This is a genomic window from Azospirillum brasilense (assembly GCF_022023855.1).
Taxonomy (GTDB): domain Bacteria; phylum Pseudomonadota; class Alphaproteobacteria; order Azospirillales; family Azospirillaceae; genus Azospirillum; species Azospirillum brasilense_F.
The window spans coordinates 490,927-510,812 of the sequence record NZ_CP059449.1 but is presented as its reverse complement, the minus strand read 5'-3'; the positions used below and the strand labels follow the sequence as shown (position 1 = coordinate 510,812).

General features: G+C 67.5%; 19 protein-coding genes, 1 tRNA gene and 1 pseudogene. 8 read left to right on the top strand and 13 right to left on the bottom strand.

Annotated elements, in window-relative coordinates:
- Nucleotides 1-3: 3 nt before the first annotated feature.
- The 7 genes from H1Q64_RS02390 to H1Q64_RS02360 all read right to left on the bottom strand — a co-directional run bounded on the left by H1Q64_RS02390 (nt 4) and on the right by H1Q64_RS02360 (nt 7,481).
- Nucleotides 4-1,416 carry a S41 family peptidase gene (locus H1Q64_RS02390; RefSeq protein WP_237904233.1) on the bottom strand — a complete coding sequence of 471 codons (1,413 nt, stop codon included), beginning with the start codon at nt 1,414-1,416 and terminating at the stop codon, nt 4-6.
- The gene (locus tag H1Q64_RS02385) at nt 1,417-2,826 is read right to left on the bottom strand and encodes a murein hydrolase activator EnvC family protein (protein WP_237904232.1); all 1,410 of its coding nucleotides are present in this window, start codon (nt 2,824-2,826) and stop codon (nt 1,417-1,419) included.
- A gap of 13 nt (nt 2,827-2,839) precedes the next feature.
- On the bottom strand, nt 2,840-4,405 hold the full coding sequence (gene gpmI / locus H1Q64_RS02380; protein ID WP_137139225.1) for a 2,3-bisphosphoglycerate-independent phosphoglycerate mutase: 1,566 nt from the start codon (nt 4,403-4,405) through the stop codon (nt 2,840-2,842).
- Nucleotides 4,406-4,542: 137 nt separating this feature from the next.
- A complete protein-coding gene (gene rlmH, locus H1Q64_RS02375) occupies nt 4,543-5,001 on the bottom strand; it encodes a 23S rRNA (pseudouridine(1915)-N(3))-methyltransferase RlmH (protein ID WP_014239449.1) in 459 nt (152 codons plus the stop codon).
- 41 nt (nt 5,002-5,042) lie between these two features.
- Nucleotides 5,043-5,423 (bottom strand): ribosome silencing factor, encoded by a 381-nt coding sequence (gene rsfS / locus H1Q64_RS02370; RefSeq protein ID WP_051658054.1) that lies wholly within the window; start codon nt 5,421-5,423, stop codon nt 5,043-5,045.
- 56 nt (nt 5,424-5,479) lie between these two features.
- Entirely contained in the window at nt 5,480-6,097 is a 618-nt protein-coding gene (locus tag H1Q64_RS02365) for a nicotinate-nucleotide adenylyltransferase (RefSeq protein ID WP_237904231.1), read from the bottom strand.
- 103 nt (nt 6,098-6,200) lie between these two features.
- Nucleotides 6,201-7,481: a glutamate-5-semialdehyde dehydrogenase gene (locus H1Q64_RS02360; protein WP_237904230.1), complete on the bottom strand. Its 1,281-nt coding sequence runs from the start codon at nt 7,479-7,481 to the stop codon at nt 6,201-6,203.
- A gap of 181 nt (nt 7,482-7,662) precedes the next feature.
- Between H1Q64_RS02360 and H1Q64_RS02355 the strand changes: the two genes are divergently transcribed.
- Nucleotides 7,663-8,514 carry a c-type cytochrome gene (locus H1Q64_RS02355; RefSeq protein WP_237904229.1) on the top strand — a complete coding sequence of 284 codons (852 nt, stop codon included), beginning with the start codon at nt 7,663-7,665 and terminating at the stop codon, nt 8,512-8,514.
- Nucleotides 8,515-8,621: 107 nt separating this feature from the next.
- Complete coding sequence (locus H1Q64_RS02350) at nt 8,622-9,365, top strand: sulfite exporter TauE/SafE family protein (RefSeq protein ID WP_237904228.1); 744 nt, start codon at nt 8,622-8,624, stop codon at nt 9,363-9,365.
- Nucleotides 9,366-9,501: 136 nt separating this feature from the next.
- On the opposite strand, the gene H1Q64_RS02345 is transcribed toward H1Q64_RS02350, so the two are convergent.
- The 5 genes from H1Q64_RS02345 to rplU all read right to left on the bottom strand — a co-directional run bounded on the left by H1Q64_RS02345 (nt 9,502) and on the right by rplU (nt 13,325).
- Nucleotides 9,502-10,185 (bottom strand): HAD family hydrolase, encoded by a 684-nt coding sequence (locus H1Q64_RS02345; protein WP_237904227.1) that lies wholly within the window; start codon nt 10,183-10,185, stop codon nt 9,502-9,504.
- On the bottom strand, nt 10,182-11,378 hold the full coding sequence (gene proB / locus H1Q64_RS02340) for a glutamate 5-kinase (protein ID WP_237904226.1): 1,197 nt from the start codon (nt 11,376-11,378) through the stop codon (nt 10,182-10,184). Before proB ends, H1Q64_RS02345 begins: the two co-directional genes overlap by 4 nt.
- The gene (obgE, locus tag H1Q64_RS02335; protein ID WP_237904225.1) at nt 11,323-12,549 is read right to left on the bottom strand and encodes a GTPase ObgE; all 1,227 of its coding nucleotides are present in this window, start codon (nt 12,547-12,549) and stop codon (nt 11,323-11,325) included. The genes proB and obgE overlap by 56 nt, the downstream gene beginning before the upstream one ends.
- 146 nt (nt 12,550-12,695) lie before the next feature.
- Nucleotides 12,696-12,974: a 50S ribosomal protein L27 gene (gene rpmA, locus H1Q64_RS02330; RefSeq protein WP_237904224.1), complete on the bottom strand. Its 279-nt coding sequence runs from the start codon at nt 12,972-12,974 to the stop codon at nt 12,696-12,698.
- 33 nt (nt 12,975-13,007) lie between these two features.
- The gene (rplU, locus tag H1Q64_RS02325) at nt 13,008-13,325 is read right to left on the bottom strand and encodes a 50S ribosomal protein L21 (RefSeq protein WP_014239459.1); all 318 of its coding nucleotides are present in this window, start codon (nt 13,323-13,325) and stop codon (nt 13,008-13,010) included.
- Nucleotides 13,326-13,534: 209 nt separating this feature from the next.
- Here rplU and H1Q64_RS02320 point away from each other — a divergent pair.
- The 4 genes from H1Q64_RS02320 (at nt 13,535) to H1Q64_RS02305 (ending at nt 17,941) form a co-directional block, all read left to right on the top strand.
- A tRNA-Ser gene (locus H1Q64_RS02320) sits at nt 13,535-13,624 on the top strand.
- Between the two features lie 385 nt (nt 13,625-14,009).
- Nucleotides 14,010-15,305, top strand: a complete 1,296-nt coding sequence (locus H1Q64_RS02315; RefSeq protein ID WP_237904223.1) for a TniQ family protein — start codon at nt 14,010-14,012, stop codon at nt 15,303-15,305.
- A 57-nt stretch (nt 15,306-15,362) separates the two neighbouring features.
- Nucleotides 15,363-16,016 (top strand): TnsA endonuclease N-terminal domain-containing protein, encoded by a 654-nt coding sequence (locus H1Q64_RS02310; protein ID WP_237904222.1) that lies wholly within the window; start codon nt 15,363-15,365, stop codon nt 16,014-16,016.
- On the top strand, nt 16,013-17,941 hold the full coding sequence (locus tag H1Q64_RS02305; protein WP_237904221.1) for a S8 family serine peptidase: 1,929 nt from the start codon (nt 16,013-16,015) through the stop codon (nt 17,939-17,941). Before H1Q64_RS02310 ends, H1Q64_RS02305 begins: the two co-directional genes overlap by 4 nt.
- 106 nt (nt 17,942-18,047) lie before the next feature.
- On the opposite strand, the gene H1Q64_RS02300 is transcribed toward H1Q64_RS02305, so the two are convergent.
- Complete coding sequence (locus H1Q64_RS02300; protein WP_237904220.1) at nt 18,048-18,188, bottom strand: hypothetical protein; 141 nt, start codon at nt 18,186-18,188, stop codon at nt 18,048-18,050.
- A 430-nt stretch (nt 18,189-18,618) separates the two neighbouring features.
- Between H1Q64_RS02300 and H1Q64_RS02295 the strand changes: the two are divergent.
- Both H1Q64_RS02295 and H1Q64_RS02290 read left to right on the top strand, forming a co-directional pair.
- A pseudogene (locus tag H1Q64_RS02295) lies at nt 18,619-19,005 on the top strand (cytochrome P450); the annotation flags it as partial.
- A gap of 2 nt (nt 19,006-19,007) precedes the next feature.
- Nucleotides 19,008-19,832: a JAB domain-containing protein gene (locus H1Q64_RS02290; protein WP_237904218.1), complete on the top strand. Its 825-nt coding sequence runs from the start codon at nt 19,008-19,010 to the stop codon at nt 19,830-19,832.
- Nucleotides 19,833-19,886: the final 54 nt, after the last annotated feature.

Sequence of the window (19,886 nt, the reverse complement as noted above, 5' to 3'; positions counted from 1 at the left end):
CCCTCAGTGCGCGCGGGCCTGGAACAGGGCGACGCCCCGCAGCAGGTCGAGCGCGCGGGCCAGCTGGTAGTCGAAGGGCGGCTGGTTGGGCGCGCCCTCCCCATTCTCCGCGGACGGCGCCGCCGGGGCGTTGCCGTTGGCGGGAGCCGGGGTTGCACCGGGGGCCGCGCCCGGCGCCGCCCCGGGAGCCGGAGCGTTGCTGGCGCCAGGCGCCGGGGCCGGCTGGGTGGTGGCCGGTCGGGGGGCGTCCGGGTTGCGCAGCGCGCCGCGCAGGTCGCTCTCGCGGCGGCGGATCAGACCCTGGTCCGTCTCCTCGACGCGGGCCGGGTGCACCTCGATGTCCGGGGTGATGCCCAACGCCTGGATCGACTTGCCCGACGGCGTGTAGTAGCGCGCCGTGGTCAGGCGCATGGCGCCGTGGCCGGGCAGCGGGATGATCGTCTGGACCGAGCCCTTGCCGAAGGACTGAGTGCCAAGGACGAGCGCCCGCTTGTGGTCCTGCAGCGCGCCGGCGACGATCTCCGACGCGGAAGCCGAACCGCCGTTGATCAGCACCACGACCGGCAGTCCCTTGGCGAGATCGCCGGGCTTGGCGTTGTAGCGCGTGCCTTCCTCCGCCTTGCGGCCGCGGGTGGAGACGATCTCCCCCTTCTCCAAGAAGGTATCGGAGACGGAGACCGCCTGGTCGAGCAGGCCGCCGGGGTTGTTGCGCAGGTCGAGGACGTAGCCCTTCAGCTTGTCACCCAACTGCTGCTGGATCGAGGCGATGGCCTTCTCCAGCCCCTGCTGCGTCTGCTCGTTGAAGCTGGTGACACGGACGTAGCCGATGTCGCCCTCGGTGCGGTAGCGGACCGACTGCACCTTGATGACGGCGCGGGTCAGCGTGACCTCGAACGGCTCGCCGGCCTCGCCGCGGCGCACGGTGACCTTGATGTCGCTGCCAACCGGGCCGCGCATCTTCTCCACCGCCTCGTTCAGCGAGAGGCCCATGACGGCCTCGCCGTTGAGCTGGATGATCAGGTCGCCCGGCTGCAGCCCGGCGCGGAAGGCCGGAGTCTCGTCGATAGGCGACACGACCTTGATCAGGCCGTTCTCCATCGTCACCTCGATGCCCAGCCCGCCGAACTCGCCACGGGTCTGAACCTGCATGTCCTGAAAGCTCTTGCGGTTCAGATAGCTGGAATGCGGGTCGAGCGAGGTGAGCATTCCGTTGATGGCGGATTCGATGAGCTGCTCGTCCGTCGTCGACTCGACATACTCGGCGCGCACGCGCTCGAACACGTCGCCGAACAGGTTGAGCTGGCGGTAGGTCTCGGAACTGTTGCCGGTGCTGTTCACCTGCGCGGTGACGGTGGCGACGCCGGCCCCCAGAAACACCAGGGCCGCGGCGGTGGCGGCACGCTTGACTATCCTCATCTACCCTTGTCCTTTCCCCTCCGGGGCGCCGAAACCGCGCTGTGGATTGATCGGCTGTCCGTGACGTCGAAGCTCGAAGTAAAGATCGGGTGACCCGTCGGCGGGCATCAGGCCGATGGGTTCCCCCGTGGCCACGCGCCGTCCGACGGCCGTGTCGATGCGGCCAAATCCAGCGATGAGACTATGATATCCGTGGCTGTGTTCCACGATCAAGATTTGGCCATAGCCGCGGAACGGCCCGGCGAAGACGATCGTTCCGGCCTGCGGTGACACCACCGTCGAGCCGGCGCGGGCCTGGATGGTGACGCCGCGGCTGGTGGCGCCGTAGCGGTCGGCCTCGCCGTAGCGGACGGTCACCCGGCCGCCCACCGGCAGGCGTTCCCCAGCGGGCGCGCCGGGCGCGGCGCGGGCGGCTTCCGCCTCGGCCCTGGCGCGCTGCTCGCTCGACCGTTGTTCGGCGAGTTTCTGGTCGGCGGCGCGCTGCTCCGCCGCCTTCTGTTCGGCGGCCTTCTGTTCCGCGGCCCGTTGCTCGGCGAGCCGGCGTTCGGCTTCGCGGCGCTCCGCCTCCAGCCGCTCGGCCTCGCGCTTGGCCGCCGCCGCGGCTGCGGCGCGGCGTTCGGCTTCGATGCGGTCCATCAACTGGCGCAGGTCGGCGGCCTGACCCGTCAGCCGGGCGGTGCGCTGGGCGACCTGCTGCCGCTCCTCCTCGGTCTGGCGCGACAGCTCCTCGCGCCGGGCGACGAGCTGGCCGATCTCCTTCTGGCGGTCGATCAGGGTGAGGCGGGCGGCGTAGGTGCGGCTGCGCTGGGCCTGAAGCGCCTCGCGCGTCTCGGCCAGCCGGGTCAGCGCCTGGGCCAGCGCGTCGGCGCGGGCGCGCAGGGCCGGCACCGTGTCGCGCAGCAGCAGGGCGGAGCGCAGCGTGTCCACCGGCCCGTCCGGGCGGGCCAGCGCCGCTTCCGGGGGGATGCGGGCGACGCGCTGCAGGGCGGCGAGCAGGGCGGCGATCTGCTGCCGCTCGCCCTCCAGCTTTTCGGCCTGGTTGCGCTCCTGCGTTTCCAGCGCGGTCAGGGACTCTTCGAGATGAGCGAGTTCGTCCTCCTGCGCCCGTTCCTGGTCGGCCAGACCGACCAGCCGGTCGCGCAGCTCGTCCAGCTCCTTCTGGAGCGTCTGGGACTGGCGGTCGAGCTGCTTTTGCAGGGCCTTGTCGGCCTGGATGTCCTGCTCCACCCGTTTCAGCGTCTGACCGGGAGACTCGGTCTGCGCCGTGGCGGCGGTGGAGACGACGAGAAGGGTGGCGGTCAGCAGGGCCGGCCGCCAGGGAAACGCCCGTCTCCGCCCGGCAGCTTGCGGAACGGAGACGGGGAGGGGGAGCAGAGCAACACCCGCCGGATGATCGCGCCCTGCGCCCATGCCCGGTTCTGCCTTATTCCGCGGCGGCCCGCGCGCTGGCGCGGTCGATCAGGCTCTTGCCGGTCATCTCCGCCGGCTGCGGCAGCTTCATCAGGTCGAGCAGCGTCGGGGCGATGTCGGCCAAACGCCCGCTGCGGATCGCCGACACCCCGGCGGGGCCGTTCACCAGCACCAGCGGAACTTTGTCCAGCGTGTGGGCGGTGTGCGGGCCGTTGGTCTCCGGGTCCTTCATCAGTTCGCAGTTGCCGTGGTCGGCGGTGACCAGCATCACGCCGCCCTGGGCGCGCACCGCGGCCTCCAGCCGGCCCAGGCTGACGTCCACCGCCTCCACCGCCTTGATGGCGGCGGACAGGATGCCGCTGTGGCCGACCATGTCGGGGTTGGCGTAGTTGATGACCACCAGATCGTACTTCCCGCTGTCCACGGCGGCGACGACCTTGTCGGTCACCTCGGCGGCGGACATCTCCGGCTGGAGGTCATAGGTCGCGACCTTCGGCGACGGCACCAGGATGCGGTCCTCGCCCGGATACACGCGCTCCTCGCCTCCGTTGAAGAAGAAGGTGACGTGCGGGTACTTTTCCGTCTCGGCGATGCGCAACTGGGTCAATCCGGCCTCGCTGACCACTTCGCCCAGCACCTTGGTCAAGGATTTCGGCGGAAAGATGGTCGTCATCAGCTTGGCGAGCGTCGACGAGTATTCGACCATGCCGACGGCGGCGGCCAGCTTCGGGACCGAGGCGCGCTCGAACCCGTCGAAGGCCGGGTCGACGAAGGCGGCCAGGATCTCGCGGGCGCGGTCGGCGCGGAAGTTGGCCATCAGGATGGCGTCGCCGTCCTTCATGCCGGTGTAGCCGTCGATGACGGTCGGCAGGATGAACTCGTCGTGGGTGCCGGCGGCGTAGCTCTGCTCGATCGCCTGGATCGGGTCGGCGGCCTTTTCGCCCTGGGCGCTCACCAGCGTGGCGTAGGCCTTGGCGACGCGGTCCCAGCGCTTGTCGCGGTCCATGGCGTAGTAGCGCCCGCTGACCGTGGCGACATTGACGCCGGGCAGGGCGTGGACGTCGGCCATGAACTCGGCCATCTGGTCCTTGGCACTCTGCGGCGGCACGTCGCGGCCATCGGTGAAGGCGTGGATCTCGACCGGGACGCCCTCATGGGCCAGCACGCCGGCCAGCGCCGCGATGTGGTCCTGGTGCGAATGCACGCCGCCCGGCGACAGCAGGCCCAGGATGTGGCAGCGCCCGCCCGACGCCAGCAGCGTCTTGGCGAGGCCGGTCAGCGCGGCGTTGCGCTCCAGCTCGCCCTCGACGATGGCGTGGTCGATCATCACCAGATCCTGGCGGACGACTCGCCCGGCGCCCAGATTCATGTGACCGACCTCGGAGTTGCCCATCTGGCCCTTGGGCAGCCCGACCTCCTCCTCGCTGGCCTCCAGGAAGGCGCGCGGCTCCGACGACCACAGCCGGTCCCAGTTGGGCGTGTTGCCCTGCGCGATGGCGTTGTCCTCGCGCTCCTCGCGGTAGCCCCAGCCATCCAGGATGCACAGCACTACGGGTCGGGGACGATTGGTCTCGGTCATCACGGTCCTCATACGCCTGTCACGGTCGGGTTGCGGGTCTCGGTCGAACGGTCTGACGCCAGTCTTCTTGTGGCCGGGTTCTTATTGCCTTGGGCCGGATCAGAAAATGGCATGCCTGCGCACGCGCACAATGGGAGTCATGCACGGTGATAGGGGTGTCCGGCCAGAATTTGCTGGGCACGGTAGATTTGCTCCGCCAACATGCCTCGCACCAGCATATGCGGCCATGTCATGGCGCCCAAGGCCAAAAGAAAATCGGCGCGCGCCCGCACGGCGTCGCCGTGGCCGTCCGCCCCGCCGATGAGAAAGGCGATGTCGCCCGCGCCCTGGTCCCGCCAGCCGCCGATCTTGGCGGCGAAGGCTTCGCTGGTTATCGTCTTGCCGCGCTCGTCCAGGGCAACGACAATGGCCCCGGCGGGGATCGCGGCCAAAAGCAGCTCCGCCTCCTGCCGCTTCAACTCGTCGGAGGCGAGGCGCTTCTTCACCTCGACCTCGCGCAGAGTCAGCGGCCAGGACAGGCGGCCGGCATACTCGTCATACAGGTCGCGCGCCGGACCGGTCCGTGACCGCCCAACCGCGGCAAGCCACAGACGCATCGGTCCGACTCCCGTTCGTCACCCGTCCTGACTGTCGTCCGTCAGGCGCTCATGCGCTCGGCGGAGGGCCGCGGCGTCTCCAGACCCCACATCTTCTCGATGTTGTAGAAGGTCCGGACTTCCGGGCGGAACAGGTGGATGATGACGTCCCCGGCGTCGACCAGAACCCAGTCGCACTGGTTCAGGCCCTCGACCTCGACGCCGCGCAGGCCGGCCTGCTTCATGCGGTCGGCCAGCTTCATGGCCATTGCGGCGATGTGCCGGGTGTTGCGGCCCGACGCCACGATCATGTAGTCGGCGATGCTGGTCTTGCCGGCAAGGTCAATGACGACGACGTCTTCGGCCTGATCGTCGTCCAGGGACTTCTCGACGAGCGCCTTCAGTTCGTCCGGCTGGGGAACGGGAACGGGCGCGGGCCGCACAACGGGCGCGGCCGGTTCGATGAACGTGTTGATGGTACCTACCTCGCGATACAGGGTCACGACCCGCTGGCGCGTGCCCGGCGGATCGCCGTCGCCGAAGCCGGATGCAGCGGGTTGCGGAGGAAAATCCAGGCCGGTGTTTTCGAACCGGCCAACCCCTTGGCCTTGTGCATGCTCACCCGGCGACGGGCATAGCGCTGAGCGGCTATGCCACCAAGCGCCCCCATAGAATAAGTTGGACGGGCGAGAACTGCAACCGGCACCAGCCGGAAGATTCGCGTCCACTGCCGCCAGCGGGGGATTTGCCGAAGATTGTCCGCCCCCATCAGCCAGACGAAGCGCGTTTTGGGGAAGCGGAGCGTCAGCTTGGCCAGCGTATCGGCGGTGTAGCGGGTGCCAAGCTCCCGCTCGATGGCGGTGACCCGGATGGCCGGATGGCGGGCGGTGCGCCGGGCCTCCTCCAGCCGCTCGGCGAGCGGCGCCATGTCCCGCACCGGCTTCAGCGGGTTCTGCGGGCTGACCAGCCACCACACCTGATCGAGCCCCAGCGCCTTCAGCGCGTACAGGCTGATGTGCCGGTGCCCGGCGTGGGCCGGGTTGAAGGAGCCGCCGAGCAGCCCGATGCGCAGGCCGGCGTGGAGCGGGCCGGCGTAGCGGTGGGGGGACGCCGCCATGCTTGTCCCCTCCCTAACCCTCCCCCGCTTCGCAGGGGAGGGGATTGGCTCCTCCCCCTGCGCAGCGGGGGGAGGCTGGGAGGGGGGCTCGTGGATGGACGTGTTACGGCCGCGTCTGGCCATCGCCGCGCACGACGTACTTGTAGCTGGTCAGCTGCTCCGCACCGACCGGGCCGCGGGCGTGGAACTTGTCGGTGGAGATGCCGATCTCAGCACCCATGCCGAATTCGCCGCCGTCGGCGAACTGGGTGCTGGCGTTCCACAGCACGATGCCGCTGTCGATGCGCTGCAGGAAGCGCTCCGCCGCCGCCGGGTCCTCGGTCACGATGGCGTCGGTGTGGTGGGAGCCGTGGCGGTTGATGTGGTCAATGGCCCCGTCCACACCGTCCACCACGCCGCAGGCGATGATGGCGTCGAGATACTCGGTGTCCCAGTCTTCCGCCGTCACCGCGGTCACGCGCGGGTCGGCGGCCTGGGCGGCGGCGTCGCCGCGGACGGCGCAGCCGGCGTCCAGCAGGTCCTTCACCAGAACCGGCAGCACGGCGTCGGCGATCCTGCGGTCGACCAGCAGGGTTTCGGCGGCGCCGCAGATCGAGGTGCGGCGCATCTTGGCGTTCATCACCACCTTGCGCGCCTTCTCCGGGTCGGCCTCGGCATCGACATAGACGGTGTTGTTGCCGTCGAGATGCTTGATGACCGGGATGCGGCTCTCCTCGGCGATGCGCTGGATCAGCGACTTGCCGCCGCGCGGGACGATCACGTCGATATAGTCGCGCATGGTCAGCATGTGGCCGACCGCCGCCCGGTCCGTGGTCGGGACGAGCTGGATCGCCGCTTCCGGCAGCCCGGCGGCGCGCAGCCCGTCGGCCAGACAGGCGGCAATGGCGCCGGACGAGCGGATGCTCTCCGACCCGCCGCGCAGGATCGCCGCGTTGCCCGACTTCAGGCAGAGGCCGCCGGCATCGGCAGTGACGTTGGGGCGGCTCTCGTAGATGATGCCGATCACCCCCAGCGGCACGCGCACGCGCTGGATGGCCAGCCCGTTGGGGCGGGTCCATTCGGCGATGACGCCGCCGATGGGATCGGGAAAGTCGGCGATGTCCTCCAGCCCCTTGGCCATCGCCTCGATGCGGGCGTCGTTGAGGGCCAAGCGCTCGATCATGGGACCGGCGAGGCCGCGCTCCTTGGCGGCGGCGACATCCGCGTCGTTGGCCGCCTGGATCTCCGCCTTGCGGGCGCGGATCGCGGCGGCCGCCGCCCGCAAGGCCTGATCCTTCGACGGGCTTGGCACGGTCGCCAGCTCCGCCGCGGCGGCGCGGGCGGCGCGGCCGAGGGCGAGCATCTGATCGTGCAAGGCGTCGGTGGTCTCAAGCAGGGCGGACATCGGTCTCACTCCAGTGGCGTTCGCCAATTGAAAAGGGCCGGAACCATAGCCGATCCTGCGTTTCCGCGAAAGCCATGCCGGTTAAGCCGAAAAGCTGAGTGGAATACTCAACATTCAGCCTGGGCCGCGGATTGTTGCGTGGTTAGCGTTCCCTCATGCAACATTGGCGAGGGAGCCTTTCATGAACCGGCTGGTCCGCCGCGGCGTCGCCGTGGCCGTTGGGGTGGTGTGCCTGGGGGGATCGGCCTGGGCGGAAACACCGCTGGAGCGGGGGCGCGCCCTGGTCAACGGCATCGTCGCCTGCGGCAACTGCCACACGCCGCAGGGGCCGAACGGTCCGGTCGCGGGACAGGAACTGGCCGGTGGGACGCCCTTCGTCGAGGAGCCCTTCACCGCCTACGCCTCCAACATCACGCCGGACCCGGAGACGGGGATCGGGCGCTGGACCGACGAACAGCTGATCACGGCGATCCGCGAGGGCAAGCGCCCCGACGGCAGCCTGATCGGCCCGCCGATGCCCTTCGGCTTCTACCGCGGCCTGTCGGACGGCGACCTGCGCGCCATCGTCGCCTATCTGCGCAGTGTGCCGCCGGTGCGGCATTCTGTCCCGAAGTCCGAGTACCGCATGGCGCTGCCCGCCGCCTACGGACCGCCGGTCGGGTCGGTGGCGGAGGTGCCGCGTACGGACCCGGTGACGTACGGCGCGTACATGGCCGGCCCGCTCGGCCACTGCATGGAATGCCACACGCCGATGCTGCCGGACGGGCGGCTCGACACGACCCGCACCGGGGCCGGCGGGCGGAATTTCACCGGGCCGTGGGGCAACGCCGTGTCCCGAAACATCACGCAGGACAAGGAGCATGGGCTGGGCGGCTGGACCGATGCGGAGATCGGCAAGGCCATAACGGAGGGTGTACGTCCCGACGGCAGCCGGCTGAGCCCTCCCATGGGCTATCATTATTACAAGTCCATGAGCGACGGTGAGTTGGGCGCCCTGGTCGCCTATCTCCGTACGCTTCCTCCGACCCGCTAGACCCCACCGGGCGAGTATGAAATACCGCACCGCCGAAAACGCAGTACCGTAAGCTTTGCCGAGAGGGCATAGTCCGCGGGCTTTTCCACCCGCCGGACCGTGTCCCCATGCTGACCCTGCTGCTGATCGTCTCCGCCTTCTTCGCGGGCGTGCTCAACGCCGTGGCCGGTGGCGGCAGCTTCCTGACCTTTCCGGCGCTGATCATGGCCGGCGTGCCACCGCTGAACGCCAACGCGACCAGCACGGTGGCGGTGTCGCCGGGCGCTCTGGCCAGCGCCTACGGCTACCGGCGGGAGTTGGGGCGGATCAAGGAGGTCAGCCTGCCGGCCTTCCTGGGCGTCAGCCTGATCGGCGGGCTGCTGGGCGCGCTGCTCCTGCTGTGGACGCCGCAGCGCGTGTTCGAGGAGATCATCCCCTGGCTGCTGCTGTTCGCGACGGTGCTGTTCGCCTTCGGCCCGAAGGTGTCGGCCTACATCCGCCGCAACTTCAAGGTCGGCCACGGCACGGTGCTGATCGTGCAGTTCTTCATCGCCATCTACGGCGGCTATTTCGGCGGGGGGATCGGCATCCTGATCCTGGCGACGCTGGGCGTCTTCGGCCTGACCGACCTGCACGCGATGAACGGGCTGAAGGCGCTGGTGTCCGGCTGCCTGAACGCGGTCGCGGTGGTGGCCTTCGTCTTCGGCGGTGCCGTCTATTGGAACGAGGCGCTCATTATGATGGTGGCTGCCGTGGCCGGCGGCTACGCCGGGGCCGCCATCGCCCGCCACATCCCGCCGCCGATCCTGCGCAAGTTCGTGATCGTTGTGGGCGTGGCGATGACCGTCTATTTCTTCGTCGTGAAGGGCTGAGGCGCCCTAAAGCGGAACGCATTCCGCTTTGGACCGCGACGGCGGTCCCGGCCGCACATGCGGCCGAAGCCCGGCCGGCAAATGAGGCCATGTGAATCTAAAGCGAATGAAAATTCGCTTTAGGGAGCGGCAGCGGTCAGTCCGCCGCCATGCGCTCCGCAAGGCCGCACAGGCTATCCCAATCCAGCGCCGCCGGGTCCGACACCACATGGTCGGCGGCCTCGAACAGCAGGTCGGCGTGCTGCGGCCAGGCGATGGTCAGCATGCCGGCGGCCTTGGCGGCGCGGGCGCCGGTCGGGCTGTCCTCGATCACCGCGCAGGCCGCGGGCGGCACGCCGAGGCGGGCGGCGGCAGTCAGGTAGGGCTCGGGGTCCGGCTTGCCCTTGCCAACGTCGTCGCGGCTGAGGCCGAACAGGAAATGCGGGCTGCCCATGTGGCGCAGGTTGGCCTCGACCACCCGGCGCCCGCTGTTCGACACGCAGGCCTGCAGCAGCCCCCGCTCAGCGAAGGCGTCGACCAGAGCCAGGGCGCCGACCCGCGCCTCCACCTCGGCGATGCGCTCCAGATAGAGGTCGGTGATGGCGTCCGCCCATTCCCGGAAGGTCAGGGCCATGGGCCGGGCGGCGTGCAGCCGGGCGTACAGCTCGGGGAAGGCGACGCCCAGCGTGGCCGCGTAGTCCGTGTCGGACAGGGCATGGCCGTGCAGCCGGCAAACCGCGATGGTGGCGCGCTGGTGCCAGGGCTCGCTGTCGAGCAGCGTGCCGTCGATGTCCCACAGGATCGCCTGGAGGGGCGGGCGGCCCACGATCGGAACGCTCACCGCACCACCAGATCGTCGCGGTGGATCATCTCGTCGCGGCCCCGGTAGCCGAGGATTTCCTCGATCTCGTGGCTCTTGCGGCCGGCGATGCGGCGGGCATCCTCGGCGGCGTAGGCGGTCAGGCCGCGCGCCACCTCGCGCCCGTCCGGCGCCTTCACCACCACCACGTCGCCGCGCTCGAAGTCGCCCTCGACGGCGCGCACTCCGGCGGGCAGCAGGCTGGCCCCACGGGCGAGCGCCGACAGGGCGCCGGCGTCCACGGTCAGCGCGCCGTGGGCGTTCAGGTTGCCGCCGATCCACGCCTTGCGGGCGGAGGAGGGGGAGGCGGCGGGCAGGAACCACGTGCACAGCGCGCCGCCCTGCTCGGGCCGCTGCTCCAGAGCGGCCAGCGGGTTCATGCGCTTGCCCTTGGCGATGACCATGCGGCAGCCGGCGGCCAGCGCCACGCGCGCCGCGACGATCTTGGTCACCATGCCGCCGGAGCTGTAGCCGGGTGGCGGCTCACCCGCCATGTTCTCGATGTCGGAGGTCAGTTCCTGGACGACCGGGATGTGCCGGGCGTCAGGGTCCTTGCGCGGGTCGGCGGTGTAGAGGCCGTCGATGTCCGACAGCAGGACCAGCGTGTCGGCGCTGATCATCTGGGCGACGCGGGCGGCCAGACGGTCGTTGTCGCCGAAGCGGATCTCGGCGGTGGCGACCGTGTCGTTCTCGTTGATGACGGGGACGGCACCGAGCTTCAGCAGCGTGTCGATGGTGGCGCGGCCGTTGAGGTGGCGGCGGCGCTCCTCGGTGTCTTCCAGCGTCACCAGCACCTGGGCAACGGTCAGGCCGTGGCGGGCCAGCGTCTCCTGATAGGCGGCGGCGAGCCGGATCTGGCCGGTGGCGGCGGCGGCCTGCTTCTCCTCCAGCCGCAGGGCGCGCCCGACGAGGCCGAGATGCTCGCGCCCGCAGGCGACGGCGCCGGAGGTGACGATCACCACCTCCTGGCCGCGCTTGCGGCAGGCGGCCACGTCGTCGGCCAGTGCGTCCAGCCACTCGCGGCGCATCCGGCCGGTGGCGCTGTCGACGAGCAGGGCGGAGCCGATCTTGACGACCAGCCGCCGCGCGTCGAGCAGGGTGGGGAGCAGGGAGGAGGTATCAGCCTTTGGCGTTGTCGTCGCCGTTGCCGCTGTGCTCGGTGTCGTCACCGTCATCGTCGCCTTCATCGTCCCAGTCGTCCCCGGCCGCGCCCTCATCCGGGTCGTCTTCGGGGAGATCGTCGTACTCGCCCGTCTCCTCGTTCCAGCCCGCATACTCGTCGTCCATCTTCTGGCCGACCGGGGGCCGGGGGATGGAGCGCGTGACCGGAGCCTGGATGACGTCGGGCTCCTCTTCCTTGGACTGTTTGATGAGCGTGAGCAAGCGGTAAAGCACCGCCTGGACGCCCTGGCCGGTGGCGCCGGACAGAACCATCACCTCCGCACCCGACGCCGCCTCCAGCGCGGCCTTCTTCTCCGCGACCTCCTCGTCGAGCAGGGCGTCAGCCTTGTTCAGGCCGATGATCTCCAGCTTGTCGGCGAGGTTGCCGCCATAGGCGACCAGCTCGTTGCGGATGGTGGTGTAGGACTGGACCACGTCCTCCGCCGTGCCGTCGATCAGGTGCAGCAGCACGCGGGTGCGCTCCACATGGCCGAGGAAGCGGTCGCCCAGCCCGTGCCCCTCGTGCGCGCCCTCGATCAGGCCGGGGATGTCGGCGATGACGAATTCCTCGTCACCCGCGCGGACGACGCCCAGGTTGGGGGCCAGCGTGGTAAAGGGGTAGTCGGCGATCTTCGGGCGCGCCGCCGTTGTCGCGGCCAGGAAGGTGGACTTGCCGGCGTTGGGCAGGCCGAGCAGGCCGGTGTCGGCGATCAGCTTCAGCCGCAGCCAGACCCAGCGCTCCTCGCCCGGCCAGCCGGGGTGGGACTTGCGCGGGGCGCGGTTGGTCGGGGTCTTGTAATGGGCGTTGCCGAAGCCGCCGTCGCCGCCCTTTAGGATGACGACGCGCTGCCCGGGCTCCGTCAGGTCGAGCAGCACGGTCTCCTGATCCTCGTCCAGGATCTGGGTGCCGACCGGCACGCGCAGGACCACGTCCTCGCCCCTGGCGCCGTTGCGGTTGGCGCCCATGCCGTGGTTGCCGCGCTGCGCCTTGAAATGCTGCTTGTAACGGTAGTCGATCAGCGTGTTGAGGCCGTTCACGACCTCGATCACGACATCGCCGCCACGGCCGCCGTTGCCGCCGTCCGGTCCGCCATACTCGATGAACTTCTCGCGGCGGAAGGCGATGGCGCCGGGGCCGCCGTCGCCGCTTTTCAGATACACCTTGGCTTGATCGAGGAACTTCATCGGGGACCGTGCCGGCCAATCTACCGTTTGCGCACCGTCCTCCAACCGTGGGAAGGGGGCGGTGACCACACCATCAACAAAAGAAAATCGGGGGCCGGTTGCCCGAACCCCCGATTATCCCAATACACCGTACGGGCCGGACGAGATTACTCGGCCGCGACCGCCGGGACCTCCGCCGCCAGGATGGCGACGTAGGTGCGCCCCTGGGCGCTGCGCTTGAAGGCCACGGTGCCGTCCGCCTTGGCGAACAGGGTGTGGTCCTTGCCGATGCCGACGTTCTCACCGGGGTGGAACTTCGTGCCGCGCTGACGGACGATGATGTTGCCGGCGACGACGTTCTCGCCACCGAAACGCTTCACGCCGAGGCGGCGGCCAGCGGAATCGCGGCCGTTGCGCGAGGAGCCGCCTGCTTTTTTATGGGCCATGGGGAGTTACTCCTGTGACTGGTCGGCGGCCGTTCAGGCGGCGCCGTTGATCCCGGTGATGCGCAGGACGGTCAGGTCCTGGCGGTGGCCGTTCTTACGGCGGTAGTTCTGGCGGCGCTTCTTCTTGAAGACGATGATCTTCGGACCGCGATCCTGGGCGACGATCTCGGCGGTCACAGCAGCGCCGGCAACCGTCGGGGTGCCAAGGGTGGTGCTGCCGCCGTCGCTGACCATCAGCACGTCGTTGAGCGTGATGGAAGCGCCGGCCTCGGCCTCGAGCTTCTCAACGCGGATCACGTCGCCATTGGCGACCTTGTACTGCTTGCCGCCGGTGCGGATCACTGCAAACATCGTCGTCACTGCCTATCTCAAAACAAACGGAAGGGCCGCTCGCCCACCGTTTGAGGTGCAAGCCCGTTCGTGAGAGCGGGGATTTAACTGATGGGCCACCGGGAGTCAACAGGCATGGTGGCATTTTCCCGTTCATTTTCCTGCAAACAAGGGCTTGCATCCCCAAAAGCTTTTGGGTAGGTTCCGCGCCACCCCGGAAACGGGGCAGCGGATGGGTGGCAGAGCGGTTGAATGCACCGCACTCGAAATGCGGCATACCCGCGAGGGTATCGGGAGTTCGAATCTCCCCCCATCCGCCACTCTCATTCGAGCGAACGCTCAAACGAATGTCGCTTTCCCCTTTAAGTGACACTTGCCGCTTATACGTGAGAATGCATCACGCATAAGCGAGGCGGTTCCGAACCGTCGATCTCCCCAAAACACAAGCAGTTCCAACGGGTTGACGCGCCTGCTGCGCGCTCAGACAGCATTGCGCGTCCTCCAAAGGCCGGCGTGCGCCCGCGCATGCGGTTTTCGGATCCCTCTCGCCTAAAGGGATCGCCGTCAGAGTGGAGTCCTTAGAGACCTAATCATACGGCGGTGTGCGGCGGGAGGCATGTGGCGATTGCCCGGACGCCTCCAAGACACGCGAGCCGCCGTTCCCGATCATGAGGCCATAAGGCTCAACGGTTCGGGAGGTTTCGGATGCCGCCGATCGCCAAAGACCTCTGGCCGGGACGCCCCGCACTCCTGCAAGGTGAGTCCTTCTCGTCCTGGTTCGCCCGTGTTGCGGCTGGCAATGGGCTCCGGCCGGCGGACCTGTACCGAATTCTCCAACCCGGCGGCGACCGCAATCCGCGCGACCTGGACTGTTACGCCGACTTCCACCTGCTGAGCATGATGGCCGACAAGACCGGGGCCTCGGTGGCGGCGCTGGAGCAATCCACCTTCCGCCGGTGGGCCGGGATAGCGTTCGAGCGGGACGACGGTCTCGGTAGGTTGGACTGGCTCCCGCCGGCCGGGCGGGAAAAGGCGAAGCGATGCTTCGGCCAACAGGTTTGCCCGCTGTGCCTCGCCGAGGACGCCGTGCCGTTTCTGCGCCTCGAATGGCGCCTCGCCTTCCTCACGGTCTGCCCGACGCACAACCGCCTGCTGCTCGACCGCTGTCCCGCGTGCAACGAACCGTTCAGCGTTCTCCGGCAGGACCGGCACGACGGGGTCTGCTGCTGGTCCTGCGGCGCCGACGTCCGGCACTTCGCCAGTGACCCGCCGCCTCTCGATCCCACTCCGGAGCGGGAGGACCTGCTGGAGACTCTTGCCCAGGGCTGGCGGCAGCTGGGTGACTATGGGCCGGTCTACTCCTTTACAATATTGCGCATCCTCGCGTTGGTCGCGCGCCTGATCGCCGGTGGTCAACACGCCTACGCTCTCCGAGCCTGGGTCGGAGCCCGTGAGCCGCGCTTGGCGGTGCCGCCAGAGACGCTGCCGCGTGCTCGCGACGGTGCCTTGCTGACGCCGCGGGCCCGGTGCGTGATCGTCGCGATGGCGCATCACCTGATGGGCGACTGGCCGCACCGTTTCGTCGAGGCCGCACGCGGTGTCGGCATGACGCGCAACCATATCCGGACGAATTTTGCGGAGGCTCTGCCGTTCGCCTTCGTCCATGCCGTTGACTGGCACCTCAAGGAAGCGCTTGCTCCGGCCTCCCGACAAGAACTCTCGTCGGCCAAAGCCGTCCTCGAACGGCGCGGCGTGAAGCCGACCTATCGCAACCTGGTCGATCTTGCCGGCACCAGGCGGAAACCCTTGAACGTCATGGCCGAACCCGCGGCGGAAACCGCGCCGTGGGGAAAGGGGCGCTATTGGAAGCTGGACGGCGTTTCGGCCGAGGTGAAGGAGGCGGCGCGTCTGGCCGCGCACCGCTCGGGAGAAGGTGTCGCAGTCTGGCTGGACCGGCTGGTGCGCAAGGAATTGAATATGCCAGCTATGCGTGTATGCTGATGCAGCGAGAGAAAGTGTCGTTGCGAGTCCTCTAGGGTTGAATCCGGGAGGTGGCGCATGCCGGTCCGCAAGATCGGTCTCTGTTACCGCAGTGTCTCAGGTCGGGTTCCAATGGGATCCGGCCGGGCATCGGTCGCGGTCGAATCTACGTTGGAGCGGGACTTCGCCCTGCTGCAGCGATTTGATCGCGACGTCGTCGGTGTCGAAGAGCAGCCGGTGCGCATCGAATACCGCATCGGCCGGGGAACGAAGCGCCGCTATGTCCCGGATTTCCTGGTCACCTACCGTGGCGCCGGTCGACCGCCGCTGCTCGTGGAGGTGAAATACTCCACCGATCCGCACCTGCTGGCGGGCACCTTGGAAGAGCGCTTCGCCGCAGCCCGCCGATTCGCCGCGGAGCGTGGATGGGTCTTCACGCTGGCGACTGAAAAGGAGATCCGCACTCCACGGCTGGAGAACGCCACGTTTCTGCTGCCCTTTCGCGACCGTCCGGCGGACCCGGCGTTCCGCGACAGGCTGCTCAAGGTGGCAGCGGAGGCGCCGATCACCGTGCAGGAACTGGCCGACTGCGTCGCCGGTAACGCGGCAGATCGCGCGCGGGTGCTGCCCAGCCTGTGGACCCTGATCGCGCACTTTGAACTCGTGGTCGACCTCGACCGGCCGATCACCATGCGAACCATGCTCCGGCATCCCCAGGGAGGAGACGCATGACGGCGCGGTTCAGCTTCAGCTCTGGGGCGGCGGTCAAGCTGCGGGGGCGGTCCTGCACCATCCTGGAAGCGGTCACCGCCTCGTCGGTTCTGATCGAGGACGCCGAGACGAAGGAAACGCAGGTGGTGCCCGTCTCCAAGCTGTCCCATCCGGACGGCGACGCGAAGCCGGAACCGACGCGGGCCTTGGACAGCCTTCCCGAGGACGACCTGGCTGAGGCTAAGCGCCGTTTCGCGATCATCAAGCCGCTGGTCCGATGCGAGCGCCGCAGCCAGGAGGACGTCAAACGGGTGGCTGAGCAGCACGGTGTCGGCCTCTCGACCCTCTACCGCTGGATCAAGACCTACGAAGGCCGGCGGTTGATGTCCGACCTCGCCCCGCGGCGCAAGGGCCGGTCCATGCCCAAGCGGCTCGATACCGCCGTCGAGTCCGTGATCGACAGCGTCATCAAGGACCTCTACCTGTCCAAGCAGAAGGTCACCGGCGAGGAGGTGATCCTGGAGGTGCACCGCCGGTGCCGGGCCGCCAAGCTGGCCAAGCCGGCCGGCAGCACGATCCGCAAGCGCCTGCGGGCCATCAATCCCCGGGAGAAGGTGCTGAAGCGGGAGGGCCGCAAGGCGGCACACGACAAGTTCGGGCGGGTCAAGGGCGAGTTCCCCGGCGCCGACTCGCCGCTCGCCGTCGTGCAGATCGACCACACGTTGCTGGACATCATTGTGCTGGACGAGGAGATGCGCCTGCCGATCGGCCGCCCCTGGCTGACGCTGGCCATCGACGTCTTCAGCCGCATGGTGGTCGGCTATCACCTGTCGCTGGACCATCCCAGCGCCTTCGCGGTGGGGCTGTGCCTCTGCCACGGCATGCTGGACAAGGCGGCGGAGTTGGAACGACTCGGCATCAAGGGCGAGTGGCCGGTGTGGGGCAAGCCGCGCATGATCCACTCCGACATTTCACCCGACGGGCACGATGCAACGGAGCAACTTGCCGAGCTTTTAGTTCTTACAACAAACAATGATAGTAAATTTCGCTTTGCGACACTGGGTGAAACGAGTGCTGCGACAGCAGCTATATCAGGCATAGCCGGCCGTATTATGGCGCGGTATCCAGTCTATTGGCCAGAAACTGTCCGTGGATTGATTGTTCATTCAGCCAATTGGACGTCAGCCATGCGGGCGCGTGTTGCCCATTTGGCAGCTTCCGCACGAGCGGAGTGGCTGCTGGGAATGTATGGTTGGGGTGTGCCTAGTGAGGATGTTGCACATAAAAGTGCGACAGATAGGCTAACCATGGTTGTCCAAGATGAATTGGTGCCATTTAAATTCCAGGATGGCCGAGTTTCGATCAGCGAGCTTAAATACTATGAGCTTCCATGGCCGGTTGATGCTTTGAAGAGTATGGGGGGAACCCAAGTAGAACTTCGAGTAACACTATCTTATTTTGTTGAGCCAGACGTAAGAGCGGCCTCAACAGGAGACCCGAGTCGATATTGCAGTCACCGCTTAGCGTTTGACCTCAAAGGGCCAGATGACGACGACATTGACGTAGTGAGACGTAAGAACAAGGTGCTTGCCGATCTCCGTAAGAGCAAGCCGCCTGGGCGGACCGAGGATGGCTGGGATCTCAAGTCTCATCTTCGGGAAAGGGGCACTATTCATCATGACCGTTGGCGGGGGCGTGCAGAAGATCTAGCACGCCAGGGAGGAATAAAGATCTACCCAAAGTCGGGTTGGTGGGCGGATTATCCTAACGGAGAATATACCGGCATTCCTGTCCGTTACTCTCTGATTATCAGCATTGTTGCTCCCGAGGCGCGTCAGGATATTTATCAGGCAGCTCAAATCCATATGGCCAGTCTAGCTAAGGCCCGGAACAAAGCGCTGGTTGCACTGGCCGGCATGCCGATTAAGGTTGATGTCCGCACATGAGTTGCAATGAGACGCGCGCTTATAGCTTCCTGTATTGAAAATCGGAGAGGAGCCAGACGCTCTCGATTCGGGTGTGTCAGTCGATGCACCATCAGGCGATTTGCGTTCAAGGGAACGTGCTGTCATTTACCAGCTGGCTGAGCTGATGTGGTGGATGGCCCTTCCACCACATCAGCTCAGCCTTCGGCGCGATGCTCTCCGGCTCCAGGTCCGGCATGTAGAGCCGCAGCACGGCGTCCACATGCACCCCGCCGCTCCATGTCCTCGATCACCCCGGAAATCTCGGCCCGCTTGTCGCGCAAGGCGCTTACGACGTGTGGTTCGGCCATTTCGGTACCCTTTCTGCCCAGTCAACCGGCGGAAGGGTACGGGCGGGCGCGTCAGGACGGGAGGTTTAGCGGGTGGCGGTTGCTACATAAGGCCCCAAAAGCTTGGGTTACTTGTCGCGTAAGGCGCTGATAGCGTGTGGGTCAGCCCAATTTGGTACTACCTCTATTCCAATCAACCAAGCGATAGGGTACCGGAAAATACGGTAAATCGGTAAGCATCCGCTGAGTGCCGCAGTCAGGCAGCTTATGTCTGCTCGCGGATTGCCTTCCATTCCCGGGGCAGGAGTTCGCGCAGGCGGGTTTGGGGCATGTCGTTGATGCGCGCCAGCACGTCGTCCTGCCGTCTGGACCATTTCCCGCCAGGCGGTGGCCGACGACGTCGTGCAGGGCATTCCGATCCGCGCGGGCACGGTGGTGATGATGCCGCCGTACGTCGTGCATCGCAGCGCGGCCCACTGGCCCAACCCCGAAGGCTTCGATCCCGAGCGCTTCCGCAATGGTGAGCCGCGGGGCACGTCCAAATTCACCTACTTCCCCTTCGGCGGCGGGCCGCGCCGCTGCCTCGGGGCGCACTTCTCCATGATGGAGATGCAGATCGTCCTGGCCACTTTGCTGCAGCGTTTCCGCTTTTCGCTGATCCCGGGCTCACTGCCGGAAGCCATGGTGACGCTTACCATCCGGCCGCGCGACGGACTATGGATGATCCCTGAGATTGTCCAGCCCCGGCCGGCGTGACGATGCTGGAGGGAACCGATGTGGAGATGGGTGGCGCAGCCACCCATCGTCCCCAGCCCCCGGCGGACGCCCGAGACTCGGTGCCGGGTGTCCAGGGAGGCGATCCCGCCCGGGGTGGCCGAAGTGGCCCCGCGAAGAGCAGCACCCGGTGTCGCCCGTCGACGGCGGAGCAGCCTCAAAGGGTTGGCCTGCAGGCACGCGGCTTCGAGGCGATTCCCGATGGCCAGCTCCTGGCTCATCTGCTGGCCTTGACGACGGAGGGGAAAGAGGCCGACGCAGACCGTCTCGCTGATCGGCTGCTGCATCATTTCGGGAGCTTGACCGATGTGATGGCCGCGTCGACACCGCGCCTGCGGCAGATCGCGCGCCTCGACGAGCGTGGGCTTCTCTCCATGCGACTGGTCTGGGAAGTGGCGGCCCGGCTGGCGTGGCAGGAGACGGTGCATCAGCCGCTGCTCGCCACGACCCCGGCTCTCCTGACTTATTGCCAGATGAGGCTGGCGCGGGAACGGGTCGATCAGGTCCGCGCCTTCTATCTGGACGCGCAGCACCACCTTATCACAGATGAGCGACATCAGGTCGGCACCGCCGGCACGGTCGAAATCTACCCGCGTGAGATCCTCCGTCGGGCACTCGAGCTGGATGCGGCGGCCTTGATCGTCGCGCGTGGGCAGGTTCGGGGAAGCGCGCGCCTATCCGTGGATGATCGGTCTTCGGCCAAGGCGCTTGAGGCTGGGGGACATGCGTTGGGCATCCGTCTTGCTGACTATGTCGTCATTGCGCGCGACGGCCACTGCAGCTACCGCGGCGGACACCAGAGCCGATAACCAGAGCGGTGCAATGGGAAAGCGCTTGGGATATGTGTCGCTTTCGCCTTTAGT